The 16,891-nt window shown below is 50.4% G+C and carries 18 protein-coding genes; 7 read left to right on the forward strand and 11 right to left on the reverse strand.

Going from position 1 to position 16,891, the window contains the following annotated elements; genetic code table 11:
* Positions 1 to 238 precede the first annotated feature (238 nt).
* The 4 genes from ACFQZT_RS10835 (at position 239) to ACFQZT_RS10850 (ending at position 6,557) form a co-directional block, all read left to right on the forward strand.
* Complete coding sequence (locus tag ACFQZT_RS10835) at positions 239 to 2,938, forward strand: beta strand repeat-containing protein (RefSeq protein WP_460871895.1); 2,700 nt, start codon at positions 239 to 241, stop codon at positions 2,936 to 2,938.
* A gap of 83 nt (positions 2,939 to 3,021) precedes the next feature.
* On the forward strand, positions 3,022 to 4,119 hold the full coding sequence (locus ACFQZT_RS10840; RefSeq protein ID WP_379299507.1) for a tetratricopeptide repeat-containing glycosyltransferase family 2 protein: 1,098 nt from the start codon (positions 3,022 to 3,024) through the stop codon (positions 4,117 to 4,119).
* The gene (locus tag ACFQZT_RS10845) at positions 4,112 to 5,677 is read left to right on the forward strand and encodes a glycosyltransferase family 2 protein (protein WP_379299509.1); all 1,566 of its coding nucleotides are present in this window, start codon (positions 4,112 to 4,114) and stop codon (positions 5,675 to 5,677) included. The genes ACFQZT_RS10840 and ACFQZT_RS10845 overlap by 8 nt, the downstream gene beginning before the upstream one ends.
* Before the next feature lie 25 nt (positions 5,678 to 5,702).
* The gene (locus ACFQZT_RS10850) at positions 5,703 to 6,557 is read left to right on the forward strand and encodes a hypothetical protein (protein WP_379299511.1); all 855 of its coding nucleotides are present in this window, start codon (positions 5,703 to 5,705) and stop codon (positions 6,555 to 6,557) included.
* Positions 6,558 to 6,587: 30 nt separating this feature from the next.
* Here ACFQZT_RS10850 and ACFQZT_RS10855 read toward each other — a convergent pair whose 3' ends face one another.
* The 4 genes from ACFQZT_RS10855 to ACFQZT_RS10870 all read right to left on the reverse strand — a co-directional run bounded on the left by ACFQZT_RS10855 (position 6,588) and on the right by ACFQZT_RS10870 (position 8,722).
* Positions 6,588 to 6,860 (reverse strand): response regulator transcription factor, encoded by a 273-nt coding sequence (locus tag ACFQZT_RS10855; RefSeq protein WP_379299513.1) that lies wholly within the window; start codon positions 6,858 to 6,860, stop codon positions 6,588 to 6,590.
* A 106-nt stretch (positions 6,861 to 6,966) separates the two neighbouring features.
* Positions 6,967 to 7,608 carry a thiamine diphosphokinase gene (locus ACFQZT_RS10860; RefSeq protein ID WP_379299515.1) on the reverse strand — a complete coding sequence of 214 codons (642 nt, stop codon included), beginning with the start codon at positions 7,606 to 7,608 and terminating at the stop codon, positions 6,967 to 6,969.
* Positions 7,609 to 7,702: 94 nt separating this feature from the next.
* Positions 7,703 to 7,939, reverse strand: a complete 237-nt coding sequence (locus ACFQZT_RS10865) for a hypothetical protein (protein WP_379299517.1) — start codon at positions 7,937 to 7,939, stop codon at positions 7,703 to 7,705.
* A gap of 81 nt (positions 7,940 to 8,020) precedes the next feature.
* Positions 8,021 to 8,722 (reverse strand): response regulator, encoded by a 702-nt coding sequence (locus tag ACFQZT_RS10870; RefSeq protein ID WP_379299519.1) that lies wholly within the window; start codon positions 8,720 to 8,722, stop codon positions 8,021 to 8,023.
* 394 nt (positions 8,723 to 9,116) lie between these two features.
* Here ACFQZT_RS10870 and ACFQZT_RS10875 point away from each other — a divergent pair, with 394 nt between their 5' ends.
* Both ACFQZT_RS10875 and ACFQZT_RS10880 read left to right on the forward strand, forming a co-directional pair.
* Entirely contained in the window at positions 9,117 to 10,052 is a 936-nt protein-coding gene (locus ACFQZT_RS10875) for a diguanylate cyclase domain-containing protein (protein WP_379299521.1), read from the forward strand.
* A gap of 260 nt (positions 10,053 to 10,312) precedes the next feature.
* Positions 10,313 to 11,941: an S-layer homology domain-containing protein gene (locus ACFQZT_RS10880; RefSeq protein ID WP_379299523.1), complete on the forward strand. Its 1,629-nt coding sequence runs from the start codon at positions 10,313 to 10,315 to the stop codon at positions 11,939 to 11,941.
* A gap of 89 nt (positions 11,942 to 12,030) precedes the next feature.
* Here the strand turns inward: ACFQZT_RS10880 and ACFQZT_RS10885 are convergent, their stop codons facing one another.
* The 5 genes from ACFQZT_RS10885 to ACFQZT_RS10905 are packed head-to-tail and all read right to left on the reverse strand — an operon-like array spanning position 12,031 to position 13,911.
* On the reverse strand, positions 12,031 to 12,498 hold the full coding sequence (locus ACFQZT_RS10885; RefSeq protein ID WP_379299525.1) for a spore germination protein GerPE: 468 nt from the start codon (positions 12,496 to 12,498) through the stop codon (positions 12,031 to 12,033).
* Positions 12,499 to 12,501: 3 nt separating this feature from the next.
* A complete protein-coding gene (locus ACFQZT_RS10890) occupies positions 12,502 to 12,681 on the reverse strand; it encodes a spore gernimation protein GerPD (protein ID WP_379299627.1) in 180 nt (59 codons plus the stop codon).
* Positions 12,681 to 13,385, reverse strand: coding sequence for a spore germination protein GerPC (gerPC, locus tag ACFQZT_RS10895; protein WP_379299527.1), 705 nt, complete (start codon positions 13,383 to 13,385; stop codon positions 12,681 to 12,683). The genes ACFQZT_RS10890 and gerPC overlap by 1 nt, the downstream gene beginning before the upstream one ends.
* A 51-nt stretch (positions 13,386 to 13,436) precedes the next feature.
* Positions 13,437 to 13,646: a spore germination protein GerPB gene (locus tag ACFQZT_RS10900; RefSeq protein WP_379299529.1), complete on the reverse strand. Its 210-nt coding sequence runs from the start codon at positions 13,644 to 13,646 to the stop codon at positions 13,437 to 13,439.
* Between the two features lie 40 nt (positions 13,647 to 13,686).
* Positions 13,687 to 13,911, reverse strand: a complete 225-nt coding sequence (locus ACFQZT_RS10905) for a spore germination protein (RefSeq protein WP_379299531.1) — start codon at positions 13,909 to 13,911, stop codon at positions 13,687 to 13,689.
* A 134-nt stretch (positions 13,912 to 14,045) separates the two neighbouring features.
* On the opposite strand from ACFQZT_RS10905, the gene ACFQZT_RS10910 reads away from it, so the two are divergent.
* Positions 14,046 to 14,504: a CS domain-containing protein gene (locus tag ACFQZT_RS10910; protein ID WP_379299533.1), complete on the forward strand. Its 459-nt coding sequence runs from the start codon at positions 14,046 to 14,048 to the stop codon at positions 14,502 to 14,504.
* Positions 14,505 to 14,583: 79 nt separating this feature from the next.
* Here ACFQZT_RS10910 and ACFQZT_RS10915 read toward each other — a convergent pair whose 3' ends face one another.
* On the reverse strand, positions 14,584 to 15,948 hold the full coding sequence (locus ACFQZT_RS10915) for a sensor histidine kinase (protein ID WP_379299535.1): 1,365 nt from the start codon (positions 15,946 to 15,948) through the stop codon (positions 14,584 to 14,586).
* Positions 15,945 to 16,700: a response regulator transcription factor gene (locus ACFQZT_RS10920; protein WP_460871894.1), complete on the reverse strand. Its 756-nt coding sequence runs from the start codon at positions 16,698 to 16,700 to the stop codon at positions 15,945 to 15,947. The genes ACFQZT_RS10915 and ACFQZT_RS10920 overlap by 4 nt, the downstream gene beginning before the upstream one ends.
* Positions 16,701 to 16,891 lie beyond the last annotated feature (191 nt).

Consider the following 16,891-nt stretch of genomic DNA (forward strand, 5'->3'; position numbering starts at 1 on the left):
GGGTTGGACAGGAGCGACAGGTGAGACGGGTGCGACAGGCTCGACTGGAGTGACGGGATCGACTGGGTCGACGGGAGTGACGGGTTGGACAGGAGCGACAGGTGAGACGGGTGCGACAGGCTCGACTGGAGTGACGGGATCGACTGGGTCGACGGGAGTGACGGGTTGGACAGGAGCGACAGGTGAGACGGGTGCGACAGGCTCGACTGGAGTGACGGGATCGACTGGGTCGACGGGAGTGACGGGCCCGACAGGTGTGACGGGATCGACCGGAGCGACGGGATCGACGGGCGAGACGGGATCGACAGGGGCGACGGGTGCGACAGGAGCGACGGGAGTGACGGGATCGACTGGGTCGACGGGAGTGACGGGTTGGACAGGAGCGACAGGTGAGACGGGTGCGACAGGATCGACAGGAGCGACGGGTTCGACTGGGTCGACGGGAGCGACGGGCCCGACAGGTGTGACGGGATCGACCGGAGTGACGGGTGCGACAGGAGCGACGGGAGTGACGGGATCGACAGGGGCGACGGGAGTGACGGGTTGGACAGGAGCGACCGGGGCGACGGGTCCGACAGGTGTGACGGGACAGACTGGAGCAACAGGTGAGACCGGTGCAACTGGACTGGCGGGAGTGACGGGGTCGACGGGAGTGACAGGTTCGACTGGAGCAACGGGATCGACGGGCGAGACGGGATCGACAGGGGCGACGGGTGCGACAGGATCGACAGGAGCGACAGGTTCGACTGGGTCGACGGGAGCAACGGGACAGACTGGAGCAACAGGTGAGACCGGTGCAACTGGACTGGCGGGAGTGACGGGGTCGACGGGAGTGACAGGTTCGACTGGAGCAACGGGATCGACGGGCGAGACGGGATCGACAGGGGCGACGGGTGCGACAGGATCGACAGGAGCGACAGGAGCAACGGGTTCGGCAGGAGCGACGGGCCCGACAGGTGTGACGGGATCGACAGGAGCGACGGGATCGACGGGCGAGACGGGAGCGACAGGGGCGACGGGTGCGACAGGATCGACAGGAGCGACAGGTTCGACTGGGTCGACGGGAGTGACGGGACCGACAGGAGTGACGGGATCGACAGGATCGACCGGAGTGACGGGGGCGACAGGTGCGACANCGACAGGAGCAACGGGTTCGGCAGGAGCGACGGGCCCGACAGGTGTGACGGGATCGACAGGAGCGACGGGATCGACGGGCGAGACGGGAGCGACAGGGGCGACGGGTGCGACAGGATCGACAGGAGCGACAGGTTCGACTGGGTCGACGGGAGTGACGGGACCGACAGGAGTGACGGGATCGACAGGATCGACCGGAGTGACGGGTGCGACAGGATCGACAGGAGCGACAGGTTCGACTGGGTCGACGGGAGTGACGGGACCGACAGGAGTGACGGGATCGACAGGATCGACCGGAGTGACGGGGGCGACAGGTGCGACAGGCTCGACCGGAGTGACGGGTGCGACAGGATCGACGGGACCGACTGGAGTGACGGGGTCGACGGGAGTGACAGGTTCGACTGGAGCAACGGGATCGACAGGAGCGACAGGTGCGACGGGATCGACAGGGGCGACAGGATCGACTGGGTCGACGGGATCGACAGGAGTGATGGGTTCGACTGGTGCGACAGGATCGACAGGGGCAACGGGTTTGACCGGGGCAACAGGATCGACAGGAACGACGGGATCGACAGGAGTGACAGGGGCGACAGGATTGACAGGATCGACGGGCTCGACAGGAACGACGGGTCCGACTGGGGCAACAGGATCGACAGGAACGACGGGCTCGACTGGAGCCACGGGCCCAACAGGATCGACCGGAGCCACGGGCCCGACAGGAACGACGGGCCCGACCGGAGTAACAGGATCGACCGGAGCAACGGGCCCAACAGGATCGACAGGATCGACAGGAACGACGGGCCCGACCGGAGCAACAGGATCGACCGGAGCAACGGGCCCGACCGGAGCAACGGGTCCGACAGGAACGACGGGCCCGACCGGAGCAACAGGCTCGACCGGAGCAACGGGTCCGACAGGAACGACGGGCTCGATAGGAGCGACGGGTCAGACCGGATCGACGGGCTCGACCGGAGCAACGGGTCCGACTGGGGCAACAGGATCGACAGGAACGACGGGCTCGACTGGAGCCACGGGCCCAACAGGATCGACCGGAGCCACGGGCCCGACAGGAACGACGGGAGTGACAGGAGCGACGGGCTCGACTGGAGCTACGGGCCCAACAGGATCGACAGGAACGATGGGAGCGACTGGGTCGACAGGATCGACCGGATCGACGGGCCCGACAGGAGCGACGGGACCGACCGGAGCAACAGGATCGACCGGGGCGACGGGGCTGACAGGGGCAACGGGTTTGACCGGATCGACGGGAGTGACAGGAGCAACAGGATCGACCGGAGCCACGGGCCCGACAGGTGTGACGGGCCAGACAGGAGCAACAGGATCAACCGGAGCAACAGGCTCAACTGGGGTAACGGGCCCCACGGGAGTAACAGGTCCAACAGGCCCTACGGGCATTTTTCAGCAATTTCAGGTTTCCGAGAACTCACCGAATACATCGGGCAGTTCTGCAATCACAATAACGACTACAGCCACTACGTTAAAAACAATAACCATAACAAGCGTTCCTGCCGGCAGTCGCATTTGGTTAACAGGGATAGTTGGTTGGCAAGATACGTCAGGAAATGCTGCAATTCAACTGCAAATTCTTCGCGGGGCTACGCTTATTTTCAGCATTAATCAACATGGATTGGGGAATGACAAATTCATTGCCACAAGTGTCGACCACGTTGATTTAACTCCTGGTACAGGTAACGTCACCTATTCTCTTGAGGCAGTAACTACTGTTGGAACTGCGGATGCAATTGGAGCAATTACTTTCACTGGAGCTTTAATACAGCCTTAGCAACGGCTAACCCACTTGGGGTTGGTCGTTTTTTTATCACCAAGGCTCCTGCTCAGGAATAACCTATTTCTGGGGTGAGGAATTTGGTATCCATCAGTCTCTGCATGATTGTAAAAAACGAAGAGGATGTCATCGAAAGATGCCTCGATTCTGTTCGGGATATCGCAGACGAAATCATTATTGTTGACACGGGGTCGACGGACAAAACCAAATCTTTGACACGCAAATATACGGATCAAATTTATGATTTCGAATGGATTGAAGATTTTGCTGCAGCACGTAATTATGCATTCAGTCTGGCGAACATGATGTACATTTTTTGGATGGATGCCGACGATGTCTTGATGGAAGAAGACCGCAGAAAATTTGCCGTTTTAAAAGAAACGCTTGACCCATCCGTCGATTCCGTCACGATGAATTACCATCTGGCCTTTGATAAGTATGGAAATGTTTCATCGAGCTTAAAGCGCAATAGACTTGTAAAAAGAGCCAAAGGCTTCCAATGGATAGGTCCGGTTCACGAATACCTTGAGGTGTATGGTAACGTTCTGAATAGCGATATTGCCATTACGCATAGCAGTATCCATCATGATAGCGATAGAAATCTAAGAATATATCAAAAACGATTGGCAAACGGCGAACAATTTTCTCCACGGGATTTATATTACTTCGCGAATGAACTCCTCGACCATCGGATGTATGAACTGGCGATTTGTTACTATGAGAAATTTCTCAACACCGGAAAAGGTTGGATCGAAGATAACATCGCAGCCTGTGGGAAATTAGCGGATTGTTACCACGGACTCGGCGATCCGAGTAAGGAGCTTGAATCTGCACTAAGATCTTTTCAATTCAGCAGCCCCCGTGCCGATTTTTGTTGTCGATTAGGCTATTATTTCTTACAACAAAACGATTTGCAGTCATCCATATTCTGGTACAAATTAGCCACTCAACTGGATCAGCCAAAAGACAGCTTAGGATTGGTCAATTTGGCATGCTCGACATGGCTGCCCCATTTGCAACTTTGTGTGTGTTACGATCGAATCGGCGATTACGAATTAGCGAATCATCATAATGAGGCTGCCCGTCGCTATCGACCGACAGATTCGAGCGTTTTGCATAATCATAGGTATTTGGCGTCCATCTTAGGCAGAGTCAAAAGGGAGGCTGAAAATGACTGACAGAAAAATTCGGGTATTAATCGGCAGTCCCATCCATCAAAAGCCTCCCGTTCTCTATAAGTTTCTTACGTCTTTGCTTCGATTGAAGCGGGACAAGGTGGAATTCGGCTATTTGCTGATTGACGACAACACAGATAGACAGTCCAAAGAGATACTACAGCAATTCACCGGGCTCGTGAGCGCAGCTACCGTGCACGGTTCGGATCGGCAAGACGAGTATGTTCGCAACGAAATCACGCACTTTTGGAACGAGCGACTGATTTGGAAAGTAGCCGAGTTTAAGAACGCAATGATTCGGCATGCGATCGAAAGCGAGTATGATTATTTATTTCTGGTTGACTCCGATTTGCTGCTGCATCCTGGGACGATTGATCAACTGATCGCTGCAAATAAGGATATCGTTTCGGAGGTTTTTTGGACCAAATGGCAGTTGGAGTCAGAACCTCAGCCTCAAGTATGGCTTCAAGACGAGTACAAGCAATGGGAACAAAAAAGGGGAGAACAATTAAGTGAAGAGGAAATTACGTATCGTTATCAGCAGTTTATTGCCCAATTAAAGATACCGGGCGTTTACGAAGTTGGAGGTTTAGGCGCCTGTACACTCATTAGCCGTCATGCCATGGTTTCCGGTGTGAATTTCAATCCTATTAAAAACCTTTCATTCTGGGGGGAGGATCGTCACTTTTGTGTACGTGCCGCGGCTATGGGTATCCCTTTGTTCGTTGATACCCACTATCCCGCCTACCATATTTACCGGGATGCGGATCTCGAAGGTGCAGACAAGTTTTTGGAAGTGACCGACGAGGACTTGGACCAGGACAAAGAGGCCACTCGAATCCCAATGCCTTTCATCAAGCTTTATCAGCCTGCTTTAACATTGACCATGATTGCCAAAAATGAAGCAAACCGCTATTTAAAGCAAGTATTGGAGGAGCATCGCAAATATATTAATCAGGCCGTCATCATTGACGATGGAAGCACCGACGACACGCTCGAAGTGTGCGAACACCTGCTGAAAGGCATTCCGGTTCGGCTGGTACGTAATGACGCCTCCAAATTCACGAATGAAATCGAATTGCGCAAACAGCAATGGGAGGAAACGATAAACGTGGATCCTGACTGGATCCTGAGCTTAGACGCAGACGAAATTTTCGAAAGACGGTTCGCCGCGGAGGTCCATCAACTTATTGGGCAAAAAGATGTCGATTTATTCTGTTTCCGACTCTATGATTTTTGGAGCCCGACCCATTACAGGGAAGATGGCTATTGGCGGTCGCATTTCAGTTACCGTCCTTTCCTTGTTCGCTACAGGGATCATATGACATACCAATGGAAGGAAACCGCTCAGCATTGTGGACGGTTCCCGGAGAACATTTTTGAGTTGCCGCATCGCCTATCCCCCCTTCGTTTAAAACACTTCGGATGGATGAATGCGGAACATCGGCTCGAAAAGTACCGGAGATACATGCAGTTTGATCCGGATGCGAAGTACGGTTGGAAAGAGCAGTATATGTCAATTTTGGATGATAACCCGAATCTTGTTCCCTGGATCGAATAATGGAAAGAAAAGAGGGCATGTTTGCATGCAAATTATTCATACGCTTCCGTTGCTGATTCGAGAAGGGATTTGGCGCTCGATCGATCTCGACATGCTCCAGGCAGGCTTGAACAGCTTGAACGCATCCAAGGACCGTCTGGTCGTCATCTATAATCAGGGATGTTTAACCCATGATGAATTAAACACAATGCTCGATTCACTAAGCGTCTCGGCTATCCTACTTGGGCAAGGGGATAATGTGGGTATTACTCAAGCCAGGCAAGCGTGTTTCGAGTACATTTGGAACCACTTCCCTAATGTCAGATATATTTCGGAGATACATGTAGATATGTTGTTTCCGCCCAACTGGTACGCTCCGCTGCTAGACTACCTGGCTCAGTCGGATGAGCCTATGATTTCACCTGGTATTGTGACGGGATACGGAGAATTGCAGCCGATAGGCGAGCGAATGAATGTTTCCTCTTCCTCTGAAGAGATACTAGCCCAATTGAAATGCTTATCCAGAGAACAAATTCATGAAGGATTTGTCCATCCTGTCGTTCATAAGACTAGCGTTCTTCAAGAAATTGGCGGTTACGACACCCGATTCTTGCGGGGGAAACAGGGCTATGAAGACGATAGCCTACTTCTTGGCTATTTGTATTACATGGGTACACGGACCAACTGGAGGCCCAAATGCTGTTTGCAATCCTGGGTATACCATTTAACGTTGGCCCAGCGAATGTCTTTATCTGATAAGCAAATGGATTTTGAATTGAATGAAGAAGGCTTATTTCAGCAGTATGGCGTATACGGTTTGCAGCGTCTTTCGGAAATTCATCGTAATACCGTGGTGTTCGATTCATTAATTGAAAAATGGGGATGGAAACGAAAAATGTGAACAAAAAAACCAGGGCGAAGGACCCCGGAGTTACACGGTTGTGTTAATAATTAAAGCAAGCAGCTTTCGCATCGATCTTGTGCCGACTTTATCCATGATTTTATCTATATGTACTTTCACGGTCTTCTCGCTGATGGTACAGTGCTGCGCGATCTCTTTATTACTGTAACCTCTTAAAGCAATTAGGCTAACAATTTCCGCTTCACGATTTGTAAGGAGATGGATATTGGCAAATCGCTGTATAACGGGATGAGCATTTGTTGAATAAATGACACGTACGGAGCTACTTTGTAAATCCTGCATGCATGAACAACCTCAATATATCCCAAATTTAACTCGTAATGACCATTTTATCAAAGCAAACAGTTGCTTTATACAGAAACTTTTGTCTATTTTATAAAAATTTCATCTAATCTTTGCTTTGAATAACCAAAAGTAAGCCGGTTTCGAGCTCAATAAGACCCTCTTGCTCTAGCAGCACGTTACTGATTCCCAAGGATTGACCGATCTGTAGGGTCGCCTGATGTAGGGGATACTGAAACCCGTGAAGCGTAATCCCCGTAACTTCCATGCTGAGCGGCAATAGCGATACATGTGTATAGCGATCCCGCCGGATACGAGTCGGCCGGTTGATGATAATAATCTCGTTGCTTGCATCGATGATGGTGCAGGCTATTCCTTGATCGAGCCCCTTGCGCAGCAGATGAATATTCGCTAACGAGTGATCGAAACGAGAACCGAGTGCCCCTAATAGAACAATGTGGGAAGGAGCCTGAGCTAAAGCCCACTCAAAAGCCATCTCGGTATCGGTTAGATCTTTATAAATGGGATCGCAATCGATAAAGGAAAGGCTTGACGTACGAATCTGGTCCCGTTCTTCAGCGGTAACAGAATCAAAATCGCCCAGTGAGATATGAGGCTGAAAACCGTGCTCAATAAGAGAGAGTGCCCCGCGATCCGATCCGACCAGCACATCGTCCTCCTTGATTACCTCGACAAACCACTCGCCTAGTGTGCCTCCCGTAACGATTACTATCCGTTTCCCTGTCATATCGATTCTGTCTCCTCTTGCTTCATATCCCTTTATTATAGCACAGGCGCATAAAAAACCGAGCCACATTAGCGCAGCTCGGAGTTGCATCAGCTTAGGTTGTCGAAGTAACGCGCCGTCGAACCTTGGTGTTTTCTTTCTGGTCGTGGTCAATCTCTTCTTCATTCATAGAGAAGCCCTTCATTTCCCAAGTGGTTCGGCCCAAAATGACATCAGCAGGAAACTCATCGCCGCGCTTCAGCGTAACTTCGCGTCCCGCTTCATCTGCGTAGACGCCATCCGTCTCGACTGTGTCGCCGCTCATGGGATCCATCGTCTTATCGCCTGACATGCCGCATTCCTCCTTTCGCATAAGCCTATTCATACCTTTTCCAACGATGGTGGAAATTATGAGCAGGGCTCAGCAATCGGGTTATGCGGGAGAACCGCTGAATTTATATCCTACGCCTCTTACCGTTATGATGTAGCGAGGTTCGGCGGGGTTGGACTCAATTTTTTTGCGTAAATTGCTGATATGTACAATGAGCGTACGCGGATCGCCCATGCTGTCGAGGCTCCATACAAGTTCAAAGAGATGTTCGATCTTATAGACTCGATTTGGCGTTTTGGCCATTAAAGACAGTAGATCGAATTCCTTAGCCGATAGGGATATCGCTTGTCCATTCACCTTTACGATGTGGCTGACCAGATCGATTTCCAGGCCGGGAAACTTGACCAGCTGAGGGTCGTCTTTATGTTGCTCTCGAATGGAATTCCGGCGTAAGTGCGCCTTGACTCTGGCCACGAGCTGGCTAGGGCTGAATGGTTTCGTCATATAATCGTCGCCGCCCATGCTCAGACCGAGGATAATATCGATATCTTCGCTCTTGCAGGAGATGAACAAAATCGGGGTATTGCTCGTTTTGCGCAGTTGCCGGCACACTTCGATGCCATCAAGGCCCGGCAAGAGAATGTCCAAAATAATCAGATCCGGCTTATGCTCTCGGACAATCTCGAATACATCTTGTCCATTGTTGGCGCTTATCACATGATAACCTTCCCGGGCAAGATAAAGTTGTATCAATTCGACAATTTCGGGCTCGTCATCAACGATGAGTATTTTTTCTCCAGACATACATGGAATCCTCCTCAGTAACGGAACGACTCTATTGAAAGTTAGCGATTCCCATTCACATATAAATATTTATTCTCATTATAGAACGATTGGCCTATTAATACTATCCTTTTATTAGTTGCGAATTTAATGTACAACCAAGAGACCTCTTGAATCAAGCGAAGTACTAGGGAAAATACGTTGCGCTTATCAAAAAGGATTGGAAGTTTTAACTTACAAATGGATAGGCATTTAGAACTGTTTGTTCTTTTGGGAGTTCGGGACTTACCACGGGAAATTGCTATTTTTCGACTTGATTTGACCTAAACTTTATGCATTCTTTATATAATCTTTATGTTCTCATGCTACGCTACCTTTGTCTCTATGAGATGTGTGAAAAGGGGGCAGCGAAGTAATGAAGGGGAAGGCTAATTCGGAGAAAGCGGAGCAAACTTGGTTGCAAACCAACCGAGCGATGAATCAATTTATCGAGCAGGCATGGGATTTGTTCTGTGTGTTCAACATACACGGATATTTGCTGTACGCTTCGCAAAGCTTTGACCGAATCATAGGCTTTATTCCGGAAAGCTTCGAGCAGGTCGTCGAATTCATCGAATCGGAATACCGGATGGATGTGCATAAGTTATTTATCAAAACATTGCAAACGGAAGAAAGCAGCAAGCTCGAATTCCGTGCGAACCGATCAGGTGAAGGCTCGATCTGGCTGGAATGCACCGCGATACCGATTCAAGATGAGAACGGGGAGCTTGTCCAGGTTTCTTTTGCATTAAACGATATTACGCTGCGTAAAAATCATGAGAATCGTCTGATCGCCATGGCTTTTCACGATCCGTTGACGGGTCTCCCGAACCGCAGACTATTTAAAGAACAGATGAATCAGATGCTCATGCAAACCAGGCGAACCGGAAGGTCGCTCGCTTTATTATACTTGGACATTGACGATTTTAAAATTATTAATGATACGATGGGGCACGATGTGGGAGACGCGTTCTTACAGGATTTCACCGTACGCATTCAAGGGTGTTTGCGTGAAATCGATTTATTTGCCCGCATGGCTGGCGATGAGTTCATCATTCTGCTTCCGGCCGTCGATTATAAGGATCATGTAGAGGGCGTTGCCCAACGGATTATTCGCTGTATGGAGCAGCCTTGGGAAGTGAAGGGGCATACATTTCGAGCGACGGTAAGCATGGGGATCACGATGTACCACCCCGATTGCGATGGGGCGACATTGATGAAACAAGTGGATATTGCTCTCTATCAAGTGAAGGGCAAGGGTAGGAACAATTATCAGTTTTTTTCATTGGATAACGAAACTGACAAGGAATAAATGACCGCTAATAAGGGCTGAAACGCGCTTAACGGCGGTTTTTTTGTCACTTGAGAATGCTATTCATGGATCCGCTTATTTCTTTTTTTTGTTGTTATAACGGGGCTCCTTCAAAAGTAAAAGAAATAAGTATTGAGCACTCTTCACTTTTTGGGAAGTGGTTATCCAGTATTTACTCGTAGCAAAATGGCAGGCCTTCCTTCAAGATAGAGAAGAAAGTGTGCCTTTTTTAGAGGACTGAACCAAGGAGATGAGTGGACATGTACATAAAGAGAAACCTGGCGAAACTTGTTACTGTTATTTCTATCGCTGCGCTTTTGACGACATTCATGAATCAAGGAGAAAAAGCTCAAGCTGAGGCTGTTGCAGCTCAAGGCAAGTTTAATATGTCGTATATGTATTTTGGAAGTCCGAGTTCCTATGTATCAGAGGTCGATGAAAGTGGTCAAACGCTCGATGTTGTCTCTCCGAGTTATTTTCATCTCAATGCGGATGGAAGTTTGCAAATCGATGGGATCGCATCCTCTTTTATTGATGAAATGCATAAGAGAGGGAAGAAAGTCGTACCTTTCTTAAGCAATGATTTTGACGCGCAAGTCGGTGGAAAAGCGATAGATAACCGAGATGCGTTAGTTAAACAAATCGTCGAAGCGATTCAAGCTAATCATCTGGACGGCATTAATTTGGATATCGAAAATGTGGATGCCACGTATCGTGATAAATATACAGATCTGGTTAAAATGCTGCGCAACCAGCTGCCCAGTTCTATGGAAGTATCTGTGGCCGTCGCAGCAAATCCGACAGGCGCAACCAGTAGCTGGATTGCTTCTTACGATTACAAAGGGCTTGCTGCCGTAAGCGACTACTTGATGTTGATGGCGTACGATGAAAGCTATCCGGGGGATCCCAATCCTGGACCTGTGGCTAGTTTACCCTTTGTTGAAAAATCCATACAATATGCGTTAACGCAGGTATCACCGGACAAGCTAGTGCTAGGCATGCCATTCTACGGCCGCTACTGGAACCAGGATCCGGCATCAAATGGAGCCGGGTTATCACTCCAGCGGGTGAATACGCTGATTCAGACCTATAAAGGTACGACACGTTATGATTCGGCGAGCGATTCACCGGTTGCTACGTTTACCATTAATCCTGGAGATACAGAGACAACAATCAATGGTCAAAAGCTGGCGACTGGTACCTACACGGTTTGGTACGAGAATGAACAATCTTTGAAAGCTAAGCTGAAGCTTGTAGGCAAGTATAACTTGAAGGGTACGGGGAGCTGGAGCTTGAATCAGGAGACGCCGGACATCTGGAACTTCTACAGCCTGTGGGCGGACGGGTTTTATTTCACCGATATGCAAACACATTGGGCGCAAGAAGCGGTGCTCGCCGTAGCGAACCGTGGCTGGATGCTCGGCACCGCCACGGAAACATTCGCGCCGGACGCGGCGCTCACAAGAGCTGAAGCGGCGACCATCATGGTCCGCGCGCTGGGCCTGACCGGCGAGCTCGCGTCCGCGAATGCCGCCGGCTTCAAAGATGTGCCTGCGACCCATTGGGCGCAGCAGGCCATTACGATCGCGAAGCAGCACGGGCTGATCCAGGGGATCAGCGACGATCGCTTCGCGCCGGATCAACCCATGACGCGGGAGCAGATGTCTGCGCTGCTCTCCCGCGTGCTGAAGCTTCAGCCGTCCGGCCAGCCGGCTGCGAAGTTCTCCGACGTGCCGGCTGGAAGCTGGTCGGCGGAGGCCATCGCTGCAATGAGCAGCAACGGCCTCGTCGACGGCTTCGCTGACGGCACGTTCCACCCGCAAGCGTCCCTGACGCGAGCGGAGATGGCGGCGCTGCTGAATCGCGTCGCCCCGCGGCTCACGAAGTGAGCCGGCAGGCCGCGTGCGTCAAGCCGCGGGCAAAAAGAAAGAGTCTGCGCATCATATCGTGCAGGCTCTTTCTTTTTAACAACGGATTCTCAGCTTTTAGAAGACGGGCCAGTTGGCAGCCCCGCCAGGAAATCGCCAACGCCAATGTCCTGCCCCAGCTTAACGAAGGTGGTTTTTCCTTTCGGACCCGGCTTGTCGGTGACAAACTGGCGGAAATCTTTGACCCGAGACTCGCTACGGGAATCGTGATTACTGCCGATTTGCAATAATGAAGAGGAGGCAATACCTAGTATACGAACGCCCCCGACACGGATAAAGGATCCCCAGTTATCCACAGACATTGCAACAGGTTCCGGTGGCTGAGGAACCGGAAAGGGTCGTCGATAAAAAGGATACACGTCAAAATTGCCCTCATTACCGTAAAAGTAAGGTACCTCCCGTTGTACCGCCAGCGCTCTGGTACGTAACGTGGTACTTACATGATCGCCAACTTGTAAGTTACTGCTGGAACCAACATCATTGACATAAACAGTGCCGACAATGGATAAGCGAGCCATGGCTTATGCCTCAGCGGGCAGCGGTATGAAAGGCGAAATGATCACGGCCTCCGGCGGCGTATCGAACATCGAGGATAACGAGATCGTTTCCGTATCGCCAATTAAGAAAATCGAGGAGCTCGCGACGCCTATGATGCGGACATCCCCTACGAAAAGCTGTTTGTTTTCCACGCAAAAATTCATCATGACGGACCATCCTTTCTTGGTAAGCTGGATATGTATGAATCCAAGGCGCTTAAGATGTCATTCTTTGTTTTCTCCATAATGCTTGTCGTGATTTCTTCCATCGGCTCTTTGAAGCCTATGCTGCGATATTGGCCTACATAATGCCGGATACGGGTATCGAGCTGCCTGCGGATATCATCGAGAATCATTTCTTTATAATCGTCATCCAGAGGGTGTTGATATTTGTGCTCCAAATTGCGCATATCGGCATGTACACCTTGCTGCAGGTATTGTTCGATGCCGCTGAATACTTCTTGTTGAACGTTAGAGTCTGATCTTGCATCCGGCCCTATTCCTATCCCTTCACCTTGGCCTGGCGCCATCGGGTTCACACTTCCTTGATCGGTGCCTGCGAGCCCCTCTTTTCCTATGGAGACACCGTTTACGTTAAAATCCTCGATGCCATGAAGCGAACTTGGGCTGATGCCTATGGTTAAAGTGCCGTCAAGCTTTTCAACCTTGAGCTGATCGAATTTGTATTCAATTCTATCAATATGGATCCCTTTTTGATCTTTAACCGAATTCAAAGCGGTTTGCAGTTTGGTGATCGTTTGTTCCAGATTGTTGACAGTCTGCTCTAGTTTATCGATACGCTGTTTCTGCGTTTCAATATAGGTGCAGAGCTGCTGGGTCCATTGCTGCCAAGAGATGGGGTTATACATCTTTGAAAGCACCTCTTTTCACTAGACATGGCAAGATTAAACACATTTCCGCTAGGTCGGCGCAGGCAGTGGAACAAGCGAGATCGGGTTTGTCGCACCGGCCCCAAGCTGGGCCGCCGGCTCCACGAAGCCGCCTGTATTATAAAGGTTAGACAAGGAACGGATCGACCCTGCGCTCCCGATTTGCAGAACTGAAGAGTTCGCTACAGAGTCCACCTTCAAATGCTGAATCATAATGGTCTGATGAATGGTCCAATTCATTCGGATGAACACCTCCTTGCACCTCGGATCAGGATTCACCTTAGATGATGATCCCGCTCGCATTATTTTCGATCAAGTCGGAATCGTTTGTTACGGTTGTGCTGTAGGCATTATAAATACGGGGGAAATCCCCGGTGTTGAATGAGCCTGCGCCCGCGAATGTTTTGGATGAACTGGTGGGAGAAATGATGACGCAATCGCCGAATTGGACGACGGAGCTCGGCCCCACGCTGATGATCTTGACATTTCCTACGATAGACGGCATAATCGCTCTCCCTTGCTTCAGGCTTCTCACTTTTCAGTATATGAGGATATTCGCCCAGTGGTGCCCTGTTTTCGGGCAGGTGTCACGATCCGGACGGATTCACATATACTGGTAGGGAAAATGAGGTGATGAGCTTGAGCGGGTTTAATCGCCATCCTTGGCTAAAATGGGAACAGGTCGAGAAATTTTTGGGGCAAAAGCTGCCTTTCGGCGAAAAAGGGCAGACCTTTCTAGATAATATGTCGTGGGTTGAAGGATATGTACAGGACATGCTGAAAAAGGCGATGCCGGGCTTGGATGCCAACGTATCGGCTCAAGCGGGAGCCGATGTGGAAACTTTTGAGACGCACGAACATGTCATCGTCAAAGTGAAGCTAGACAAGGAAGAGGACCCCAAAGCGATGCAAGTCTTTGTCAAATCCAATCAAATCAAGCTGACGGGCTTTCTGAGCGGCAAGAATCGCATTATTAAGCTGCCGTCCCTCGTACTGCCGCGAACGGCGCGGGTGCACTGCAAGCAGCGAGTCCTAGAGATTAGATTGCGCAAGCGTGGTCTTAAAGAGAACTACCTGGAAGCTTTTATTCGCTTTTAGGGGGGACACAAAGCGGTTAAGCAGAGAAAACTCTCTCTGCTTAACCGCTTTGTTAGTTTTTTATAGCTGCCTGAAATTTTTACTGACAAGTTTTCGGCAGTTTAATAATGGCTGTCGTGCCTTCTCCCAAGCGGCTTTGAAGCTCGATGGTGCCCTCATGCTTCATAACAATATTATAGGCGATGGCGAGTCCCAACCCAACGCCGCCAAGCTTGCGGTTTCTTGCTTTATCCGCGCGGTAGAACCGGTCGAAAAGGTGAGGGAGGTCTTTTTCCGCAATCCCGATGCCTTTGTCGATGATCATGAGCTTAACGAAGCTCGGATCCTCTTCTTCGATGTGGATGCCGACGTCCTCTTTGCTGTATTTGAGCGCATTGTCCAGCAAGATGATAAGCAGCTGCTTGATTTTTGGAGGATTGCCCGACATATGAAGCTGTTTCATTTCAGGCGGCACGTGAACCTTGATGTCCCGTCCTGAAGTTATCCGCAGCGAAGCTGCCGTCTGCTCAGCGAGACGGATCAGATCGAAGGTAACGCTTTGCTCACAGTTTTCTCTTTCCGTATCGGTTAGCGCTAGCAAATTCTGCGTCAGTACCTTGAGCTGAGCTGATTCCGACCGGATGGCTTCAAGGGCCTCTTCCCGAAGTTTATCATCGCTAAAGGCCCAGCGGCGGAGGAGGCTGGCATAGCTCTCAATAATGGTAAGCGGAGTACGCAGCTCGTGGGAAGCGTCGGCGATAAACTGTTCCTGCTTCTCGAACGTTTCCTGAAGCCGGTCTATCATACGATTAAAGGTGTCGCCTAGCATGGATAATTCGTCATTGGTAGGCTTTCCGGCAAATTCGATGCGGCGGAAGGATCCGCTTTTCTCAATGTTTTGCATGGTACCGATGAGCTGATGGAGCGGTCTGAAGATCACATTCGTATAAAGATAACCGCCTAGCAGGGAAAGGATAAGCGCGCCGGCGGAAGTAAGAAGTAAGATGGAGATCAGGATGTTGGAGTATTCCCCCAGCTTCTTCAGACTTCGCCCAATTTCCAGCGTGGCCACCTGATGTCCTTGGTTGAATACAGGCGCTTTCACGAAAATAAAGATGCCGTCGCTTGCCGTTTCCGTCGTAATGGTTTCCTTGTTGATATAAGTTGGACGGTAGCGGAGCAGCTTTTCGTCCGAATAGATCTGATAAAGCACTTTGCCATCCGGAGTAATATACCGGATCATTTCCTGCGGGATCAGGAATTCATCCATTTGACTATTTTTCCAGTATTCCGGATGGTTGGGCAAATCCCGGAGCAGCAGCGTCCGTGCTTTTTCTTTTAACAATTCCACTTCGCCGTTTGTAGTGACTCGAATGAACATATAGTAAACGAAGGTGAAGCTGAAAAAAAGAATAAGCATGAGGCCGGCGGTTACCCATAGTGTGATTTTCAGCCTCAAACTCATATAGATGTCTGCTCGTCTTTCGAATCGGTTGGATCGTTCTCCTCGTTGTCTTTGTCAGAGGACTCATATTTGAGCATATATCCTACGCCGCGTATCGTCTGGATCAGCTTCGTTCCGAAAGGCTTGTCCACTTTTTGCCGCAAATAGCGTATGTACACGTCGACTACATTCGTATCTCCGACGAAATCATAACCCCATACTTCCGTAATGATTTGCTCGCGGGACATCACCTCATCTTTATGCTGGATGAGGAAGCGGAGCAAATCGAACTCGGTCGGCGTCAATTCGATCGGCTTTCCATCGCGGATGACCGCCCGGCTTTTTAGATCCATCGTCAGATCGTCCGCTTTCATCACATGCTGCTCGGCTGGCTGCTCTTGTATGTTCTTTTGACGAAGCAGACTGCGAATCCGGGCAAGCAGCTCTTCAATGGCAAAAGGCTTGGTTACATAATCATTGGCCCCTTGATCAAGTCCGCTGACACGGTCCGGCACCGCATCACGCGCGGTCAGCAGAATGATCGGCAGCGCTGCGTTCACTTGACGAATGCGGCGGAGGACCTCCAGTCCGCTCATCTCCGGCAGCATAATATCCAGCAGGACAAGCTCCCAATCCGTTTCGGCAAGAGCAGCCTCCAGGCCGCTCCTGCCATCGCTCTCCACATGGACTTGATAGCCCTCATGCTCCAACTCAAGCTGGAGCACTCTGGCGATCCGTTCCTCGTCCTCGATTAATAAAATGCGGCTCATCACGAATTCCACTCCCGGGTGCTGGCGCCAATGCAGCGGTTGGCTGATGGGCCTGTTTTTCTTTTATTTTCTCAGGTTCGCCTCATTTACATACATAGGCAAGTCCAGTGGGATAAAAGTAAAAACACCCTTGAACCGTAGACTCTGAGGAGCCGTCTCCTCGTCTTCGATACAGGGTGTTTCAAGTTTGCTTC

Origin of the sequence: Paenibacillus sp. GCM10027628 (genome assembly GCF_042676385.1) — a bacterium.
Lineage (GTDB): Bacteria > Bacillota > Bacilli > Paenibacillales > NBRC-103111 > Paenibacillus_E.

What these genes read in the sequence shown, in the direction of transcription:
- ACFQZT_RS10845 (WP_379299509.1), top strand. Translation starts at nt 4,112, where the DNA reads ATGACTGACAGAAAAATTCGGGTATTAATCGGCAGTCCCATCCATCAA.
- ACFQZT_RS10850 (WP_379299511.1), top strand. Translation starts at nt 5,703, where the DNA reads ATGCAAATTATTCATACGCTTCCGTTGCTGATTCGAGAAGGGATTTGG.
- ACFQZT_RS10855 (WP_379299513.1), bottom strand. Translation starts at nt 6,860, where the DNA reads ATGCAGGATTTACAAAGTAGCTCCGTACGTGTCATTTATTCAACAAAT.
- ACFQZT_RS10860 (WP_379299515.1), bottom strand. Translation starts at nt 7,608, where the DNA reads ATGACAGGGAAACGGATAGTAATCGTTACGGGAGGCACACTAGGCGAG.
- ACFQZT_RS10865 (WP_379299517.1), bottom strand. Translation starts at nt 7,939, where the DNA reads ATGTCAGGCGATAAGACGATGGATCCCATGAGCGGCGACACAGTCGAG.
- ACFQZT_RS10870 (WP_379299519.1), bottom strand. Translation starts at nt 8,722, where the DNA reads ATGTCTGGAGAAAAAATACTCATCGTTGATGACGAGCCCGAAATTGTC.
- ACFQZT_RS10875 (WP_379299521.1), top strand. Translation starts at nt 9,117, where the DNA reads ATGAAGGGGAAGGCTAATTCGGAGAAAGCGGAGCAAACTTGGTTGCAA.
- ACFQZT_RS10880 (WP_379299523.1), top strand. Translation starts at nt 10,313, where the DNA reads ATGTACATAAAGAGAAACCTGGCGAAACTTGTTACTGTTATTTCTATC.
- ACFQZT_RS10885 (WP_379299525.1), bottom strand. Translation starts at nt 12,498, where the DNA reads ATGGCTCGCTTATCCATTGTCGGCACTGTTTATGTCAATGATGTTGGT.
- ACFQZT_RS10890 (WP_379299627.1), bottom strand. Translation starts at nt 12,681, where the DNA reads ATGAATTTTTGCGTGGAAAACAAACAGCTTTTCGTAGGGGATGTCCGC.
- gerPC (WP_379299527.1), bottom strand. Translation starts at nt 13,385, where the DNA reads ATGTATAACCCCATCTCTTGGCAGCAATGGACCCAGCAGCTCTGCACC.
- ACFQZT_RS10900 (WP_379299529.1), bottom strand. Translation starts at nt 13,646, where the DNA reads ATGAATTGGACCATTCATCAGACCATTATGATTCAGCATTTGAAGGTG.
- ACFQZT_RS10905 (WP_379299531.1), bottom strand. Translation starts at nt 13,911, where the DNA reads ATGCCGTCTATCGTAGGAAATGTCAAGATCATCAGCGTGGGGCCGAGC.
- ACFQZT_RS10915 (WP_379299535.1), bottom strand. Translation starts at nt 15,948, where the DNA reads ATGAGTTTGAGGCTGAAAATCACACTATGGGTAACCGCCGGCCTCATG.